Annotated in this window: 14 protein-coding genes; all 14 read left to right on the plus strand. The window is 48.1% G+C overall.

Annotated features, from left to right (window positions below):
* Nucleotides 1–85: 85 nt before the first annotated feature.
* The 14 genes from A7D23_RS13975 (at nucleotide 86) to A7D23_RS14035 (ending at nucleotide 17,313) form a co-directional block, all read left to right on the plus strand.
* Nucleotides 86–760, plus strand: coding sequence for a hypothetical protein (locus A7D23_RS13975; RefSeq protein ID WP_025206188.1), 675 nt, complete (start codon nucleotides 86–88; stop codon nucleotides 758–760).
* A gap of 93 nt (nucleotides 761–853) precedes the next feature.
* Nucleotides 854–2,482 carry a cell wall-binding repeat-containing protein gene (locus tag A7D23_RS13980; protein WP_025206187.1) on the plus strand — a complete coding sequence of 543 codons (1,629 nt, stop codon included), beginning with the start codon at nucleotides 854–856 and terminating at the stop codon, nucleotides 2,480–2,482.
* A 271-nt stretch (nucleotides 2,483–2,753) separates the two neighbouring features.
* Nucleotides 2,754–2,918, plus strand: coding sequence for a hypothetical protein (locus A7D23_RS16190; RefSeq protein ID WP_176714430.1), 165 nt, complete (start codon nucleotides 2,754–2,756; stop codon nucleotides 2,916–2,918).
* Nucleotides 2,919–2,928: 10 nt separating this feature from the next.
* Nucleotides 2,929–4,578, plus strand: a complete 1,650-nt coding sequence (locus tag A7D23_RS13985) for a cell wall-binding repeat-containing protein (protein WP_025206186.1) — start codon at nucleotides 2,929–2,931, stop codon at nucleotides 4,576–4,578.
* A gap of 120 nt (nucleotides 4,579–4,698) precedes the next feature.
* Nucleotides 4,699–6,537 carry a nucleoside-diphosphate sugar epimerase/dehydratase gene (locus A7D23_RS13990; RefSeq protein WP_176714431.1) on the plus strand — a complete coding sequence of 613 codons (1,839 nt, stop codon included), beginning with the start codon at nucleotides 4,699–4,701 and terminating at the stop codon, nucleotides 6,535–6,537.
* Nucleotides 6,538–6,613: 76 nt separating this feature from the next.
* Complete coding sequence (locus tag A7D23_RS13995) at nucleotides 6,614–7,969, plus strand: nucleotide sugar dehydrogenase (RefSeq protein ID WP_025206185.1); 1,356 nt, start codon at nucleotides 6,614–6,616, stop codon at nucleotides 7,967–7,969.
* Nucleotides 7,970–8,035: 66 nt separating this feature from the next.
* Nucleotides 8,036–9,079 carry a Gfo/Idh/MocA family oxidoreductase gene (locus A7D23_RS14000; protein ID WP_025206184.1) on the plus strand — a complete coding sequence of 348 codons (1,044 nt, stop codon included), beginning with the start codon at nucleotides 8,036–8,038 and terminating at the stop codon, nucleotides 9,077–9,079.
* Nucleotides 9,080–9,152: 73 nt separating this feature from the next.
* Nucleotides 9,153–9,395: a hypothetical protein gene (locus A7D23_RS14005; protein ID WP_025206183.1), complete on the plus strand. Its 243-nt coding sequence runs from the start codon at nucleotides 9,153–9,155 to the stop codon at nucleotides 9,393–9,395.
* Nucleotides 9,396–9,592: 197 nt separating this feature from the next.
* Nucleotides 9,593–10,453 carry an acyltransferase gene (locus A7D23_RS14010; RefSeq protein ID WP_083221935.1) on the plus strand — a complete coding sequence of 287 codons (861 nt, stop codon included), beginning with the start codon at nucleotides 9,593–9,595 and terminating at the stop codon, nucleotides 10,451–10,453.
* A 238-nt stretch (nucleotides 10,454–10,691) separates the two neighbouring features.
* A complete protein-coding gene (locus A7D23_RS14015) occupies nucleotides 10,692–11,810 on the plus strand; it encodes a DegT/DnrJ/EryC1/StrS family aminotransferase (protein ID WP_068884148.1) in 1,119 nt (372 codons plus the stop codon).
* A gap of 172 nt (nucleotides 11,811–11,982) precedes the next feature.
* Nucleotides 11,983–13,356, plus strand: a complete 1,374-nt coding sequence (locus A7D23_RS14020) for an O-antigen ligase family protein (protein ID WP_068884149.1) — start codon at nucleotides 11,983–11,985, stop codon at nucleotides 13,354–13,356.
* A 12-nt stretch (nucleotides 13,357–13,368) separates the two neighbouring features.
* On the plus strand, nucleotides 13,369–14,661 hold the full coding sequence (locus A7D23_RS14025; protein ID WP_068884151.1) for a glycosyltransferase family 4 protein: 1,293 nt from the start codon (nucleotides 13,369–13,371) through the stop codon (nucleotides 14,659–14,661).
* Complete coding sequence (locus A7D23_RS14030) at nucleotides 14,658–15,800, plus strand: glycosyltransferase family 4 protein (protein WP_068884152.1); 1,143 nt, start codon at nucleotides 14,658–14,660, stop codon at nucleotides 15,798–15,800. The genes A7D23_RS14025 and A7D23_RS14030 overlap by 4 nt, the downstream gene beginning before the upstream one ends.
* Before the next feature lie 97 nt (nucleotides 15,801–15,897).
* On the plus strand, nucleotides 15,898–17,313 hold the full coding sequence (locus A7D23_RS14035; protein ID WP_068884153.1) for a flippase: 1,416 nt from the start codon (nucleotides 15,898–15,900) through the stop codon (nucleotides 17,311–17,313).
* Nucleotides 17,314–17,320: the final 7 nt, after the last annotated feature.

Consider the following 17,320-nt stretch of genomic DNA (forward strand, 5'->3'; position numbering starts at 1 on the left):
GGCTGAACCATGTTTAAAATCCCCGTAGAACGGATAGAATGGAAATAGTTACCATTCTATCCATTATTGAGGGGATTGTGATTTTATGCGTAAAAAATTTTGGTTGATCACAGTACTGGTATTTGTTCTGGGGGTGTGCCTCGGCGCAGGGGGGTACTTTTTATGGTCAACGACTTTGAACCCGGAAGTAAATTCTCCGGCTGAAAAGGACAACGCGGCCAAGGTAGGCACCGTTCAGAACGGTGATGCTGTTCAGAATGCTCTTCCGGACTTGTCTATCGAAGGAAATGGCATTGTTGACGGCATAGCTGATGGTACAAATGACAGTACAAATAACAGTACTGACGAAAGCACAAGCGCCTTGACTGAGGCAGAACAGGAAGCGGTTATTGCACAGTATAAACAGGGTCTGGGAATACTCTTTGATGCCTGGAAGGCCAAAGATATGACTGCGTTCAGAATTGCGATTGCCAATGCCTACACTGGAGAACTGATGGAGAAGCATATCCAGAAAGCGGAAGGATTTATTTCCAGAGGAATCGGACTGGATGTAGGCAATATTATTTTTGATGACGTGCAAATCGAATCTGCCGACAAGCTTTCGGCGACAGTTAATGCTGTTTACCGTTACACGGCCAGAGATTACGACTTGGACGAGCAGTATCCTTTGGGGGAAGAGCAGGAACATCAGGTGCATGTCAGGGCGAATCTGATTAAAATTGGTCAGAGCTGGCTGATTACGGGCGAAACGGCAATATAGCCGGCAAAATATTGCAGGATTTAACTGAACGATGGCGAATTCTAGGAGCTGAGAAGATAAGTCTTAAAAAGATTAAGACGGGGAGAGAAACGGATGTTCAAGAGAAAGCCGGGAGCGCTTGCGGTTCTGCTGATCGTAATATTGTTTTTGCCGGTCTATAGTTCCGGGGCATCTGGGGCAGAGATTCAGACGTACCAGAATCCTTCCCGGGAGGTCGTTGCTCAGAAGCTTGAGACGATTTCCAGAAGCAAAGGAATTCCGAGCGTACTGCTAAAAACAATTGCCTATTGTGAATCGGGTTGGAGACAATTCGATCAAAATGGTGAAGTGGTAACCGGCAGCACAGACGGCACCTCGAATCCTGCCCTCGGAATCATGCAGGTTACCAGTTATGATCCTGGAGATACCGAAAAAGTTAATAAACTTAAATATGATATCGACTATAATATTTCCCGCGGTGCGGAACTGCTGAATGAAAAATGGCAGATGACGCCGAAGATTGGTGATGGGGACCGTAACAAGCTGGAGAATTGGTATTTTGCGCTTTGGGCCTATCATGGCTGGTTGGCGTACAACAACCCGAATAATGCTGCTGCCAGAGGCGAGGTAGCTTATCAGGACGCGATCATTCGCAAAGCCGCAACAGCATATTTTCCGGGTATTGTCGTACCTGTCCAAATTACGCCGGTTCCCGCCGAACTTCTGCCGCTTGGCACGCTTCCGAGCAGCAGTCAGATCTGGAATACACCTGAACCGTATACCCTGGGAGACTTGACTTCCAGCACAGTTGGCACAACCACCCGAATCTCAGGTCAGAACAGGATAGACACGGTCAATCAAATTGCCTTGAACGGATGGGCGAGTGGTGCCCAGACCGTCATTCTTACCCGTTCAGATGCATTTCCTGATGCTCTGGCCGGCGTACCTCTGGCTAAAAAATATAACGCACCGATTTTGCTTACGAGCCCGGATCAACTTGATCAAGGTGTCATTGAGGTGTTGAATACCTTAAAGCCGGCAAAAGTGATTATTCTGGGTGGAGAGACGGCTGTCAGCAAACCAGTTGAGACTAGACTCAAGGCCGTTTTGACCTGGACCTCTGATGTTTCTCGGATTGCCGGGGCGGACCGTTATCAGACAGCGGTACGGATTGCCGCTGATTTTCCCAAAGATGCCAGCGTGGCTATTGCTACGGGTCTGGATTTCCCGGATGCGTTAAGTCTGGCCACAGCTGCAGCTGCCAACGAAATGCCTCTGCTGCTGACTTCAACCCGGAGCCTGCCTGAGGTTACAAGACAGGACTTAAGCAAACGTTCACCGGGAAAGATCTATATTGGCGGCGGGGAAAAAGTCATTACTGCTGAAGTAGTGACAGCCCTGACCCAGACAACCGGATTGTCTGCGGGGAATATTGTTCGTTTTGCCGGGAGCAACCGTTATGAGACTTCGGTGATGATTGCGGAAGCGTTCTTTCCCAGTACGCAGGAGATTTATATGGCTACCGGACTCGATTTTGCAGATCCTCTCGCCGCTGGCGCCCTGGCTGCAACGAAGAATGCCTGTCTATTGCTGATTTCTCCGCAGGGATTCACGACAAACGGGCCAACAGAAAATTATCTAAAAAAGATGGCTTCTTCTACAAATGTTAAAGTGATCGGCCCGGAAGCTTCCATTTCGGAATATACGGTTACCCGCGTAAAATATTTACTCAGACAGATGTGATTCAATCCATAAATCAATGATAGATTCGTCAAGAATCTGTTAATAATCAGTCCATAACCAGTCAATTTGATGAGAAGGTTTGCAAGCAAGATCATCCATTAAATGGAATAATATTGACCTTTTCCGGCAAGCAGCACTTCTTGTCGGAATTTTGTTTATGAGCGTTTATGCGGCTTTCAGCCATTTGGAAAAATTTTGGGGAAGGAAAATCTGTCTCTAAGACGAACTTATTTACTCTAAACTTCTTTCAAGTTTTGTGACGGCTACGAAGATGGCATACGATGTGCCTGGTGTCGAATGCGTCAGGATGACAAAGCATTTGACTGGTCTAATGCCGCGATGTCCAAGGATAGACTGGTGCAGCGTTGCCACGGACGGCAAAGAGCTGCCGGGGCCATGGATGGTAAGGAGCGGCGGTTTCTGTGTTTCTGATTAGGAGGTAATTAATGCGTTCGAAAAAATATATCCGGTTATTCCTGGCCGTGCTTTTCAGCATTTTGCTGCTGATCCCGGCCAGGCCGCTGCCTGTTCAGGCAGCAAACCAGAATCCTACTCCCGAGGAGATATCCCGGATCTTTGACCAGGTGGCCCTGGAGGAGAAAGTCCCTGCGGAGATCCTCAAAGCGATTGCGTTCAAAGAATCAGGCTGGCGTCAATGGAACAGTTCGGGCAATGTTGTGACGGGGGGCTCAGGCAGCAGGCCTTACCTCGGCATTATGCAGATTGGGGTATATGATCCTTCCGATTCGGAGACGATTAACCACCTGAAAACGGATATTGCCTATAATATTGCCTACGGGGCTGAAGTCCTGAAATCCAAGTGGAATATGACGCCGACCATCGGAGACGGCGACCCCGGAAAACTGGAAAACTGGTATTTTGCGATTTGGGCTTACAACAGCTGGTCCATCACCAATAATCCGAATACTGCGGCTGCTTCAGGCAGGGTAGCCTATCAGGATAAAATCTTGAAACTGATTGCCACTGATTATTATGAGGGCCTGACTGATCCCGTCAGTATCACACCGGTGTCGAAGTCACTGCTGCCGGCGGGTACACTGCCGTCAAAGAATTCTGTCTGGAAAACGCCCGAACCGGTTCACTATGCCGGTTACACGCTGGGCCTTCCCATGATCTCCAGGAGTCAAAACAATTTGCTGCTTTCAACTGTGAAAAGAATTTCCGGCATAGACCGGATTGACACAGCTGTAAAAATTGCTTATGAAGGGTGGCCTTACGGCTGTGAGACGGTCGTCATCGCGAGATCCGATGCTTTCGCAGACGCCTTAGCCGGGGTATCCCTGGCGAAACAGAATCATGCGCCAATTCTTCTTACTTCAAAGGATCAGCTTGACCAGCGGGTGGAAGTCGCTTTAACCGTTCTGAAACCACTGAAAGTGATTATTCTTGGCGGTGAGACTGCGTTATCATCCCGGGTGGAGAACAGGCTGAAGGAAGTTGTTTCCTGGACAGAAGATTTTGAGCGAATAGCGGGTCAGGACAGATATGAGACCGCAGCGCTCATTGCGTCTCATTTTCCTGAGGGCAGCGGAGTTGCTGTGGCGACCGGATCAAATTTCCCGGATGCTTTAGGTATTGCTTCAGCTGCCGCAGCCAAAGGATATCCGCTGCTATTGACGGCAAAAGACAGCCTGCCGCAGGCCACCGCAGAACTTCTACAGACCCTGAAACCGTCTGAGCTATATATTGCCGGTGGGGAGGGTGCGGTATCTGCCGGGGTCGCCGGCAGCATCACCGGTATCGCAGGTCTCTCTGCGGACAAAGTCCGGCGTTTTGCCGGTAATAACCGCTACAATACTTCGCTTACAGTCGTGCAGTCCCTGTATCCCGATGCCCAGAAGATCTACCTGGCGACCGGGGAGGGTTTCCCGGATGCTTTGGCGGGAGCAGCGCTTGCTGCTAATACGGATGCGCCGCTGTTGCTGATTCCGACGGAAGGGCCTGCAGCCGGTTCCGATACCGAGAAATATTTTCAGAGTATCTCGCCGGATGTGGAACTGGTGGTTTTCGGAGGCAAATCCGTCATCAGTGACAATGCGATTATCCGGATCAAATACCAGATGGTTAAAATATAGCAGGAGGGGGGACAAGGAGACGGATCTTTGTCCCCCTTTTGAATTGTAAAATGAGGAAAACTGTAGTAAACTGATAAACGGTGAAAACGAATTATGTCCTGAAAGGTCGGAACTGATAGCGTGGCACATCCCAAACGTACCCTATTTTTTATGCTTACCGATGCTTTATTGATTAATCTTGCCCTTTTTTTAAGCTTCTACCTGCGCCTTTCCGAAGAGGCTGATCTGCAGGTGGAGTTTGTTAAATATTTGGGTACTTATTTGAATGCCGCGATCGTATCAACCTTCGTGCTGATCGTAACGTTCCACTTTTTTGGGTTGTATAAAAATATTTGGCGATATGCCAGTGTCAGAGAGCTTCTTTCTATCGTCTACGCTGTAACCGTCGGTGCAGCGTTTACAGTTATGGCGGTCTATTTTATTTCCCCGCTCAGACTTCCGCATTCGGTCAGCATTTACTTTTGGCTGATGCTGATTGTTTTGATCGGCGGACTCCGGTTCAGCCAGAGGATGCGCCAGGAGAATACTATTTTTGCCGTGTCCAACAAATCGCAGCGAAAAGTACTCATTATCGGAGCCGGTGACGCAGGCGTTCTTGCTTTGCGTGAACTCAAGAAAAGAGATTTTCAAGAAGGTGTACCCGTCGGTTTTATTGACGACAGCAAAAGCAAAATTAATCTTCATGTTCAAGGATTTCCGGTGTTGGGTTCCCGTGACGACATCCGGCGGATTGTTGAGGACTATGCTGTTGATGAGATTATCATCGCGATCCCTTCTGCCGATGGAGAGACTGTCAGGGAGATCGTGGAAATATGCAAGGAGACACGGGCGGTCTTAAAGATTATGCCCGGCGTATACGACATCCTGAGCGGCAAGATTACGGTGAGTTCTTTAAGGGAAGTACAGGTCGAAGACCTGCTCGGGCGCGAACAGGTATCGGTGGATTTGGAAGAGGTGGCAGGTTACCTGAAAAACCAGGTTGTTCTGGTGACCGGTGCCGGAGGTTCCATCGGATCGGAACTTTGCAGGCAGATTGTCAAGTTTTTCCCCTCAAAGCTTATTCTGGCCGGACACGGGGAAAACTGTATTTTTGATATTGAGCAGGAGTTGAAGAATTCCCCGATAGTGACGGAAATTTTTGATATTAAGGATGCCGGCAAGGTTAACCTTGTTTTTGAAAAGTACAAGCCTTACGTGGTTTTCCATGCAGCTGCGCACAAGCATGTGCCACTGATGGAGGTAAATCCTGAGGAAGCATTGAAAAATAATGTGATGGGCACGAGCAATCTGGCCGCAGCGGCTGACAAAACCGGAGTCAGGACATTTGTACTGATCTCCACCGATAAGGCGGTTAATCCGACCAGTATCATGGGCGCATCTAAAAGGATGGCCGAGATGGTCATCCAGGACTATGACAAGAGATCTGAGACCAAGTTTGTCGCCGTTCGCTTTGGCAATGTTCTCGGAAGCCGTGGAAGCGTCATCCCGACATTTAAAAAGCAGATTATGGCGGGGGGACCGGTAACGGTAACGGATCCTAGGATGACCCGTTACTTTATGACCATCCCCGAAGCAAGCCAACTGGTCATTCAGGCCGGCGCGATGGCCTCAGGCGGAGAAATCTTTATTCTTGATATGGGCAAGCCTGTGAAGATCGTTGATCTGGCCAAGGACCTTATCCGTTTATCAGGTTTTGAACCGGGTAAAGATATTCAAGTTGAGTTTACCGGCGTGAGACCCGGAGAGAAACTTTTTGAAGAGATTCTGACTTCGGAAGAAGGCACGACGGCAACGAAACATAAACGTATTTTCGTAGCAAGGCCCAACCATATTGATCACGAGGCGATCGAAGGACTGGTGCAGAAAATACGCGAGCGTGGCAGCTATATGAACAGGGAGGAAATCAACACTTCCATCAGGACACTTCTTCCTGACTTTGGGAAGACCATAAAAACTTAGGCAGCGCAGTCTTGACCATCATGAACGCTTGCATCACAGATAAACGCTTGCACCACAGATATAAGGAGGAACTTCTATGTTGGAAGTTAAAAATGTCATTACGCAGAATCATCCTGTTGCCCTGGAACTCAAAAAGAAAATTGAAAACCATACCGCCCGGATCGGCGTGATCGGTCTTGGTTATGTTGGCCTGCCACTGGCAGTTGAGAAAGGTAAGGTTGGTTTCCCAGTTCTCGGATTTGATATTAATGCAGAGAAAGTTGCCATGGTATCAGCCGGAGAAAACTATATCGGAGACGTCAAGAACGAGGAGCTTAAAGAACTTGTCGATAAAAAGATCCTTCAGGCAACCACTGATTTTACCAAACTTGCCGACTGTGATGTGGTGATCATTTGTGTACCGACACCGCTGACCATTACCAGGGATCCTGATATTTCTTATATGAAGGCTTCCGCTGAGGAAGTCGGAAAAACCATTCGTCAGGGACAGCTTGTCACACTTGAGAGTACGACATATCCTGGAACCACGCAAGAAGTGATCCTGCCGATTCTGGAACAGTCGGGGCTTAAAGTCGGGCAAGACTTTTTCTTGGCCTTTTCGCCGGAAAGAGTTGATCCCGGTAACAAGCGTTTTTCAACGAAGAACACCTCCAAAGTTGTCGGCGGCGTAACGCCTTACTGCCTGGAGATTGCTTATACCTTATATGCACAGACCATTGTAAATGTCGTACCGGTCAGTTCACCGGCGGCAGCGGAACTTACCAAAGTATTTGAAAATACCTACCGCGCAGTCAATATCGCACTCGTGAATGAAATGATGCTATTATGCGATCGGATGGGGCTTGATGTTTGGGAGATCGTCGAGGCTGCTTCGACGAAACCTTTTGGTATCCATACGTTTTATCCGGGACCGGGTGTTGGCGGCCACTGCATTCCGATTGATCCGTTCTACCTTACCTGGAAGGCCAGAGAGTATGACTTTCATACCCGCTTTATTGAACTGGCCGGCGAGATCAATGTTGAAGTCTCTTCTTATGTCGTCAATAAAGTATACCGGGCTTTAAATTCCATGAATAAGAGCGTTAAGGATGCCAAACTCCTGGTCGTAGGTGTCGCTTATAAAAAGGATATTGAGGATGTCCGCGAATCACCGGCCCTGATCATCATGGAACTTCTGCGCAAGGAAGGGGCCATCTTAAGCTACCATGACCCTTACGTACCGGTGATCGAGCCGCATGGCGGCAGCACCATGCATCTGGAAAGCATCCAGCTAACCCCGAATGTATTGCAGGAGGCCGACTGTGTCCTGATTATCACCGATCACAGTGCTATAGACTATGATCAAATCGTCCAATATGCACCGTTAGTTGTCGATACACGCAATGCAACCAAAGACGTTCGGCAGATGCGTGAAAAAATATTCAAAATCTAAGTAAGGTAGCGGGGACAAAAGAGACGCTTCTTTTATCCTTCCTTTATGATTGGAGCGTGTGGAAATTTGACAGGAGACAAAATAGTATTTGGCGTAATCGGGTGCGGAAGAATTGCCCCGAAACATACGGAATCGATTATGGCTATTCCCGGCGCAGAGCTGGCTGCTGTCTGTGACATTGTGCCGGAAAGGGCTGAAGATTTTGCCAGCAAGTACAAGGCAAAGCCATATCTGGATTATCACGATCTTTTGAAGAGAGAAGATATCGATATTGTCACGATCGCAACCCCGAGTGGAAGCCACGCGGAAATCGGGATTGCAGCGGCCAGGGCCGGCAAGCATGTGATGGTCGAGAAGCCTATGTCCATGACGCTCCGCGAAGCAGATCTGCTGATCAGGGCCTGCAGGGAGAACGGTGTCAAACTGGCGGTCATTCATCAGAATCGTTTTAATCAATCAATTAAATTACTGAAAAACGCTTTGGAAGCAGGACGTTTTGGGAAACTGACACATGGCCAGGCGACTGTCCGCTGGAACCGGGGCATGGACTATTATCTGCAGGCACCTTGGAGAGGGACCAAACTGCAGGACGGCGGCGTCCTGATGAATCAGTCCATTCATAACATTGATTTATTACAGTGGATGTTCGGTCCTGTAGAATCCGTTTTTGGCTATACCCATACCGCGTTAAGAAATATTGAAATGGAAGATGTCGCCGGAGCGGTACTGAAGTTTAAGAACGGCGCAATCGGGCTGATTGAGGCTGCTTCCACGATTTATCCAAAGAATATCGAGGAAACGCTGAACGTTTTTGGGGAAACAGGCTCAGCTGTGATCGGCGGGATTGCAGTGAACCGCGTCGAGGTTTGGGAATTCCCCGATAGTGAAGCAGAAAAAGAGCAGATATTTGCTGCCCAGGAGACTGATCCGCCTAACGTATACGGATTTGGCCACCGGGAGATCATTGAGGATATGATCCAGGCCGTTCAAACCAATGGGACTCCCGCTGTACCCGGCGAAGAGGGACGAAAAGCACTTGAAATCATTTTATCCATCTATAAATGCCAGGAAACCGGGGTACCGGTTAAACTTCCGTTAATTGAAGATTAGAAAAAACCATGCACTTCCTTTTCGGTTGGCACATATTTGTATTGTACACTAAAACCGGAAAGGAGACAGAAAAATGAGACCTCCTTATGATGGACCGGGACCGGGAACATATTCGATGATGCCGGATTATCACCAGACAATGATGCAGGTCGAGCTTGCCGTCAGGCATGGAATGAGAGAAGTGGGGACTGTGAATGTGAGACATGGTGTTATGGAAACAGCCCTTGTTGCTTACCTGCTAGGCAAAGGCTTTGACTATTATCAGGCAGTCCGGATCGTAGAATCCTGGGAACGGAATGAAACTTTCCCTATGTAAATGTTATTTATCAAGGTGGAAGTCACTACATGTGAGGATGTTTATAGCAAAGCGTCCTCATTTATTTGTTTCAGAAAGTATAAGGACTTTCTAATACACCTAAAGGAGACTAAGGCTTGGTGCAAGCTAAGTATTCTTAGTGACAGCTTGTTCTTAGAATATTGATAAATTAAATTGTATAGAAAGAAGGGTTTGATTTGGCAGCTGAAATTCATTCCGGAGCGGTTATCGCGGCTAGCGCTATGATTGGGAAAAAGGTAAGTATCGCCCCTTTTTGCGTAATAGGGGAGAATGTCGTGATTGAAGACGGGGCAATACTGGAGCCGGGGTGTGTACTGGCGGATGGAGTGAAGGTCGGTAAAGATGTTAAACTTGGATGCCATGTCACCTTGGGAAATCAGGTAGTTTTGGAAGCCGGGGTCACCGCAGGCGATCATACCGCGGTATATCCGGGGACAGTGATTGGCGAAGGTACGTTTGTCGGCAGCAATTCGTCAATAGGACGCCCGCCGCGCGCAGCGGCAACCAGTACGGTCAAAAACACGGAAGACCTGCTGCCACTTACAGTTGGTAAAAAGTGTACCATTGGCTGCTCCTCAGTGATTTATTCCGGTACAGAGCTCGGCGACGGGGTCTTTATCGGAGACAGGGCCTTGGTCCGGGAGCGTTGCACGCTTGGTGAAAAAGTCGTTGTCGGCAGCGGCAGTGCTGTCGAGAATAATACCAGGATCGGATCTTTTACGAAGATTCAGACCGGCTCCTACATTACCGCATATATGGAGATTGAAGAAAATGTCTTCATTGCGCCGATGGTGACAACGACGAATGACAATTATATGGGGCGGACCGAAAAACGTTTTAAACATATCAAGGGAGCCGTAATCCGCAGGGCAGCGCGGATTGGAGGAGGAGCGATCCTGCTTCCGGGCATTGAGGTGGCGGAAGAGACATTTGTCGCGGCAGGTTCACTCATTACAAAAGATACAGTTGCTGGGAAAGTCTACAAAGGATTTCCTGCTAAAGCCGTCCGGGATGTCCCGGAAGATGAGCTGATCTAGCTAATGTATTACCGAGACCTACCAGGATAAACAATATATTAATTCTTGAAATTAACTCGTGCAGGGTGTACCCTAAATATATTGTCTGCAGTTGCTCCATGCCATCCATGGAATAAGCGAAGCGCCAACTCTATCCAACGCTTACACGGTATGATGAACTCTAAACAAGACAATTTGTATTCATAGGATTTTTGTTCGACATTAGGCCATCCGTGGTCGTCAGAAAGGGAGGATGTATGTGTCAATTCCACTTTTGGATTTAAAGGCGCAGTACTTATCGATAAAAGAAGAGATTGATCAGGCGGTACTCGGGGTTCTGGACTCCTGTCATTTCATTCTCGGACCGAATGTGAAAGCAATGGAGGAAAAAACAGCAGCGTACTGCGGGACAAAGCACGCAGTTGCTGTTGCCAATGGCACGGATGCACTTGTACTGGCTCTCAAAGCCTGCGGCATTGCGCAGGGGGATGAAGTCATCACGACGCCGTTTACTTTTTTTGCTTCCGCAGAGGCAGTTGCGAGTCTTGGGGCAACACCTGTATTCGTAGATATTGATCCGGTCACACTGAATATGGATATTGACCAGTTGGAAAGCAAAATTACCTCCAGGACAAAGGCGATTATTCCTGTTCATATTTTTGGCCAGATGGTCAATATGGATAAGGTCATGGACCTGGCCCAAAAATATAAGCTTAAGATTATAGAGGATGCCGCCCAGGCGATCGGGGCTGAATACAAGGGCAAAAGAGCCGGAGCCTACGGAACAGCCGGAACATTCAGTTTTTTCCCAACCAAGAATCTCGGCGGCTATGGTGATGGCGGCATGGTAGTGACCAACTGTGATGAAATTGCGGAAAAGGTCAGACTGTTCCGTTTCCATGGTTCCAAGACAAAATATTTCCATGAAGAGATTGGCTACAACAGCAGGCTGGACGAGATCCAGGCTGCTATTCTCCGCGTCAAGTTTCAGTATCTGGATGAATGGAACAAAGCCCGCAGGCAAAAAGCCGAACTGTACGACAGTCTGCTTAAACCACTGGCAGATCAGCAGAAACTAATCCTTCCCGGCAGAGACCCGGAAGCCTATCAGGTGTTCCATCTGTATGTCATGCGAGTCCAGCAGAGAGAAAAAGTCATGGAGAAATTGAAGGAAGCAGGCATTGCTTCAGCGGTCTATTATCCGCTTCCGCTCCATCAGCAGAAAGCTTTTGCGTATTTGGGCTATAAAATCGGCGACTTCCCTGAGGCCGAAAAGGCCAGCGAACATGCACTGGCGATCCCGTGCTATCCCGAACTGACCCTGCAGCAGCAAGAAGAAATCGTACATGTTATCAACGACTGTTTAATACAGAGCTAAACTGGCATGCAGACTTAATATTCTTGAAATCAGTCTGGGAGCCACAGTTCCGCTGTAAGCGGAGCAGGATTGCGTAGCGCGGCTTTTTGTGCCATGGATGGCACAACAGCCGAAAAGCGGTGGTGTGGCTAACAGACTAACCCCAAAAAGTGAACGTAAAACAGGAGGCATAATGTTTTGGAATAACGGCATTACGAGAAGGAATGATACCAGACTTTTTATTTTGGCAATGGCCATGCTTTCAGCAATGATCCTGCCTTCATTTCCTATTCATCCTTCTCTTCCAAATATTCGATTGGACGAGCTGCTGCTCTTCGGTGTCTTTGGCCTCAACATCCTGCTGTTTGCAGCAAAAGGATTCCGCTTCAGCCCTGAAGAAAAAGAGCAGCTGTTGAAACGCAAACAAGAGCATAAGTGGATTCTGCTTATTTTTGTTTTACTCGTATTCTCTTACGCCATTTCCAACATCTATGGCGTGATCATCAAAGGAGCAGGTTATTATGGTCTCCGGGATGTCATGGAACTGGTGACATTCTGCAAATATTATCTGGCCGTAACGCTTGCTTTGTCCATCGATCTGCGAACAGAGGAATTTGACTTCCTGGGCAAAGCTTTTCTTGGCGGCCTTGCTTTTTTGATTATTTTCGGCTGGGGGCAGCATTTCAACGTGCTGAATATGAATACCTGGCTGTCGCCCTATTTTGACCAGCAGCACTGGCAGCTGCTTTTGGTCGGCAATCCGGCCAGGGTGCAGGGCACCTTTGACAACCCGAATTTCTTCGGGATATTTACTGTGATGACGCTTTCCTTTCTGACAGTGCGCTATTATTTCGGTGAAAATCACGGAAAATTTCCGGTCCTGCTGTTTATTTTGATCGGCTTTGTGATCAAACTGGAATTCCTGACGATATCCCGGACAGCCCTGGTCGGTATTGGGCTACTTTTCCTGATTTTAAGCATTTGGGCTTTTGTCTATCACCGGCATAACAAAAAGGTTCTGATTAAAATAGCGGCGCTGTTTGTGCTGACGGCAGTTCTTTTCCTAACGGCTTCAGGCGATTTCTTCTACAGGCTGCAGGAAGGACTCGACTTTTCCAACAGTACTTCTTTCCAGGGCCACCTGGACCGCTGGGGAAAAGCAATCGGCAGCATTTGGGATTCTCCGGTCTTTGGCTGGGGTACGCAGAAATACGTGATGACAACTCTTGTGGACAATGAGTATGCGCTGTATGCCAGAAGGTATGGTTTTTTGGGGCTGGCGATCTATCTGAGCTTCTTTTTGCTTCCGTTTATTCTTGGCATCAGAAACCTTCGCGCTAAGATTGCTGCCTCAGGACGGGGACTCGTATTCAGCCAGCCGATGCAGTTTATGGCAGCGTATGCCGCAGTACTGCCGTCCATCTTTGTGTTTAACATCATGGCGGGGATATTTTACAATCTGCAGCTGATGACTTTTTTTGCAATTTGTATGGGGCTGGCTTATAATTCGTTTGCGGAGCAAAGGGGGATAAACGATGTGTCCCTAAGACCCCTTAGTTCTGAGTAAGGTGGTTTAACGGTGAAGATATTGGTGATCTCTCATATGTATCCTTCATCTCAGAATCCGGCTTACGGCATTTTCATTCATAAGCAGGTTAAAGCGCTGCAGGATCAAGGCTGCGAGATCAAAGTCGTATCCCCTGTGCCATATGCGCCTTGGCCCCTACCGGCACTCCAGCCGAAGTGGCGGGCCTATGCGTCCATACCCGATCACGATGTGGTGGACGGAGTTGAAGTATACTATCCGCGTTATCTCGAGTTTCCGCGCTCCTATTTCCTGGAGCAGTCGGGCTATTTCGTGTACCAGGGAATCCGCAGGCAGATCGCCCAGATCTGCCGGGACTTTCCATTTGATCTGATCCATGCCCACGTGGCCCTTCCCGACGGCCACGCGGCATTTTTACTGAAGAAAGACGATGATATACCGCTTGTGGTTACCATCCACGGGCAGGACTTTCAGTCAACTCTGACCAAAAATGAAAAATGCCGCCGGAGACTTTTTGAGGTACTGGAGGGCACAGATAGAATCATTACAGTCAGCTCCAAACTGAAGAATATCATCAGGGACCAGGCTTTTTTCTCGAAGACAGAGGTTATCAATAACGGCATCGACTTGAATGACTGTGTACCGCCGCCGGATATTTCTCCCGGCCATCATTCAAATAGGCACGGTATTTCTGCTGATATTGTCAGCACAGACTGTAGCAAAAGTATTCTAAGTACTGATAGCAGCGGCATTTCCGGTAATACCCGAAAAGAAATCAGGATCCTGAGTGTTTCGAATCTGAAGAAAACCAAGGGCATCGATCTGAATCTCCGGGCGGTTTCATCTCTGGCCGAAAAATATCCTTCACTCAAATATTTTATTGCAGGTGACGGTGAAGAAAGACAAGCCCTGGAGGATTTGACGGAAAGTCTGAACCTTAAAGATAAGGTTATTTTTCTCGGAAAGCTTACCCACCCCGAAGTGATGAAAGAGATGGCTGGGGCCGATATTTTCTGTCTGCCAAGCTGGCAGGAAGGCTTCGGCGTCGTCTATATTGAAGCGATGGCCCAGGGATTACCGGTTATCGGTGTCCGCGGCGAAGGAATCGAAGATGCGTTGATCCATGGCCAAAACGGTCTGCTTGTCGCTCCTCGGAATGTCGAAGATCTCACCGGAGCACTTGATTCACTGCTCAGAGACCCTGTTTACTGCCGGAGGCTTGGTGAGGCAGGCAGGCAAACGGTGCTTGATCAGTTTACCTGGTCGAATAATGCGGCCCAAACGGCCAGAGTCTATCGAAGTTTAACAGGAGGCAGGACAGTTTGAAAATATGCATTCTCACAACGGGTCATCCGGCCCTCGATAACCGAATATTTTACAAGCAGGCTTTGTCTCTTAAGAAAAAATATGATGACATTACCCTGATTGTTCCTGATGAGAGGACTGAATATATGGAACAGGGGATCCGGATCATTGGCGTGCCAAGAGCGGGGTCTCTTTACGGCCGCTTTAAGCTCGGGGATACCGTTGTTGCCAAAGCGATCGAACTGCAACCGGATATCTGCCATTTTCACGACTTTGAACTGATCTACAAAGTGTTAAAGATTAAAAAAGCGTTGCCTGCGTGCAAGCTGATTTACGATGTCCACGAACATTACCCGGATATGATGCGCATGTCCAGGAAGATCCCGCGGATCTTGAGACCCTTGGCTACTTTTTTGGTCGATAAAAGTGAACGGTATTATGCTGAAAAATTTGACCAAATCATCACGGCAGATGATGCGGTCAAAGACCGGTTTGCCGATAAAAATCCAAGAGTTGATGTGATCTATAATTTTACGGAATTTATACCGCCGGAAGCTGACGCTTCGCCAAAAGAAACGGAACTCCCGGAAAAGGAATACGATGCCATTTACCAGGGGGATATTACACTGGAGCGCGGCGTATATATGACTGTCCAGGCTATCAAGCTGCTGAAGGAGAAGTATCCGGATATCCGGATGATTTTTGTCGGTCCTTTTAACGACGCTGAAGGCAAAGAAATCGTCACCCAATACATTGAAGAAAATGATCTGAGCAAAAATATCCTTTTCACAGGACGGGTGCCCCATATCGAGGTCCAGGAGTATATCCGAAAGTCCAGGGTTGGTATTGTTACGCTGCTGCCGCTGCCTAAATATTTTAAGAACATACCGATTAAACAGTTTGAATACATGAGCTGCGGCATCCCTATTGTCGGCAGCAATCTTCCTCCGATCCAGCGTTTTCTGACCAGCTATAACAGCGGGATCATTGTTGATCCGACCAAGCCTGAGGATATTGCCAAAGGTCTGGGCATCCTGCTGGCGGATCCGCGGCTCTGCAAAGAGATGGGTGATAACGGCATCAAGGCTGTCAGAGAAGAGTACAACTGGGGCAAAATGGAGGAAAAGCTGCTGAAGATTTACAGCAGATTTGAGAATTAAGGCTAAAAAACATGACTGAAAAGATGGAAATAGATCGAAGCGTCCAAGAGAAACCGTAAAGTCGAATAAAGAAAAGCTAAAGAAGAAGTGATAGAGTTTGGATACCCGCCTGATCGCTAAAAATGCTGCGGCCCTGGGAATATCAGGAGTACTTGCCAAGGCCATTGCCGCCGTGGTGGGTATATTTGTTACCCGCTACCTTGGCCCGGGACCATTTGGAGATTACTCCACAGCGTACGCGTTCGTCGGAACGTTTATTCTGTTTGCGGAGCTTGGCATCAGCCAGCTCATGGTGCAGGATTGTTCGAGGAACCTGGCCGAATTGCCGCGGTATTTCGGCAACACGTTGTTTGTCAAGTCCGTAATCTCCATTGGGTGTTTTCTATTAATGGTCATCTTTATGTTCCCGGCCGGATACAATACGTCGACCAAAGAAATGGTTGTCGTTTTGGGCGTGGCTGTATCTTTCAATGCGCTGAATCAGTCGGTCTATAACTATTATCAAGCCGTTCAGAAGCTCTACCTGGCTGCTGCGTTCCAGTTTTTGACCACCTTTCTGATCGGAGGACTGACCATTGCGGTGATCTTTGCCGGGATGGGAGTCGTTGCAATTACGTTTACCCATTTGTTTACGTATATACTGATTAGTGTACTCCTGTTTTTCGCCCTTAGAAGGGAAATCAGGCCGCGCGTTGAACGGAGCAGTCTGATGCTAATGGTCAGGAACGGATTGCCGTTTGGGATCCACCGGATATTCTATAACGTCTTTTTCCAGCTCAGTATTCTGGTTTTGTCACTGACAGCCAGCAATGTCGAGGTAGGGATTTATTCTGCGGCGTACAAGCTTGTCCTGATGCTGATCTTTCTGCCGAGCCTGATGACCAGCGCACTTTATCCTGTGCTGTATCAGCTCGGGGAAACGGATAAGGACGGTCATCGGAATACGACTGAAAAGGTCTTCAAGCTGCTTTCCGGGATTGGGATTCCAGGCAGCATCCTGATTTTTGTTTTAGCAGGACCGCTGACAACATGGCTCTATGCCGGAAAATTTGATGAATCGATCCCGATCCTGATGATTGTATCCTGGTTCTTTGCACTGGAATGCATGAGTTTTTCCCTCGGCGATGTCCTGACAACAACCAACCACCAGTGGCAGAGAACCATCGTGCAGGGTTCTGCGCTAGTACTGATGTTTATTCTGATTATGGTCCTGAATCCGCTGTTCGGGATCAGCGGTACTGCGTATGCGCTGATCATTGTCGAGATCTTTATCTTTTGCGGATACTACCTGTTGGTCCGAAAAGGGGTTTATAAGATACGGATCTGGCGCCAGCTGCCGTCAATCATGCTTGCTTCCTTGCTGATGGCAGGGACCGCCTGGTTGACAAACAGCTTTCATCCGCTGCTATCTGCTGTAATGGCTGGAATCATTTATTGCCTGGCGCTCGTGATATTGGACAAGGATTTCCGGAAGATCGGTGGATTTGTTATTCAGAAGGGTCTTCGAAAATAAAAACTGG

The sequence above is a fragment of the Dehalobacter sp. TeCB1 genome (assembly GCF_001707455.1).
GTDB lineage: Bacteria > Bacillota > Desulfitobacteriia > Desulfitobacteriales > Syntrophobotulaceae > Dehalobacter > Dehalobacter restrictus.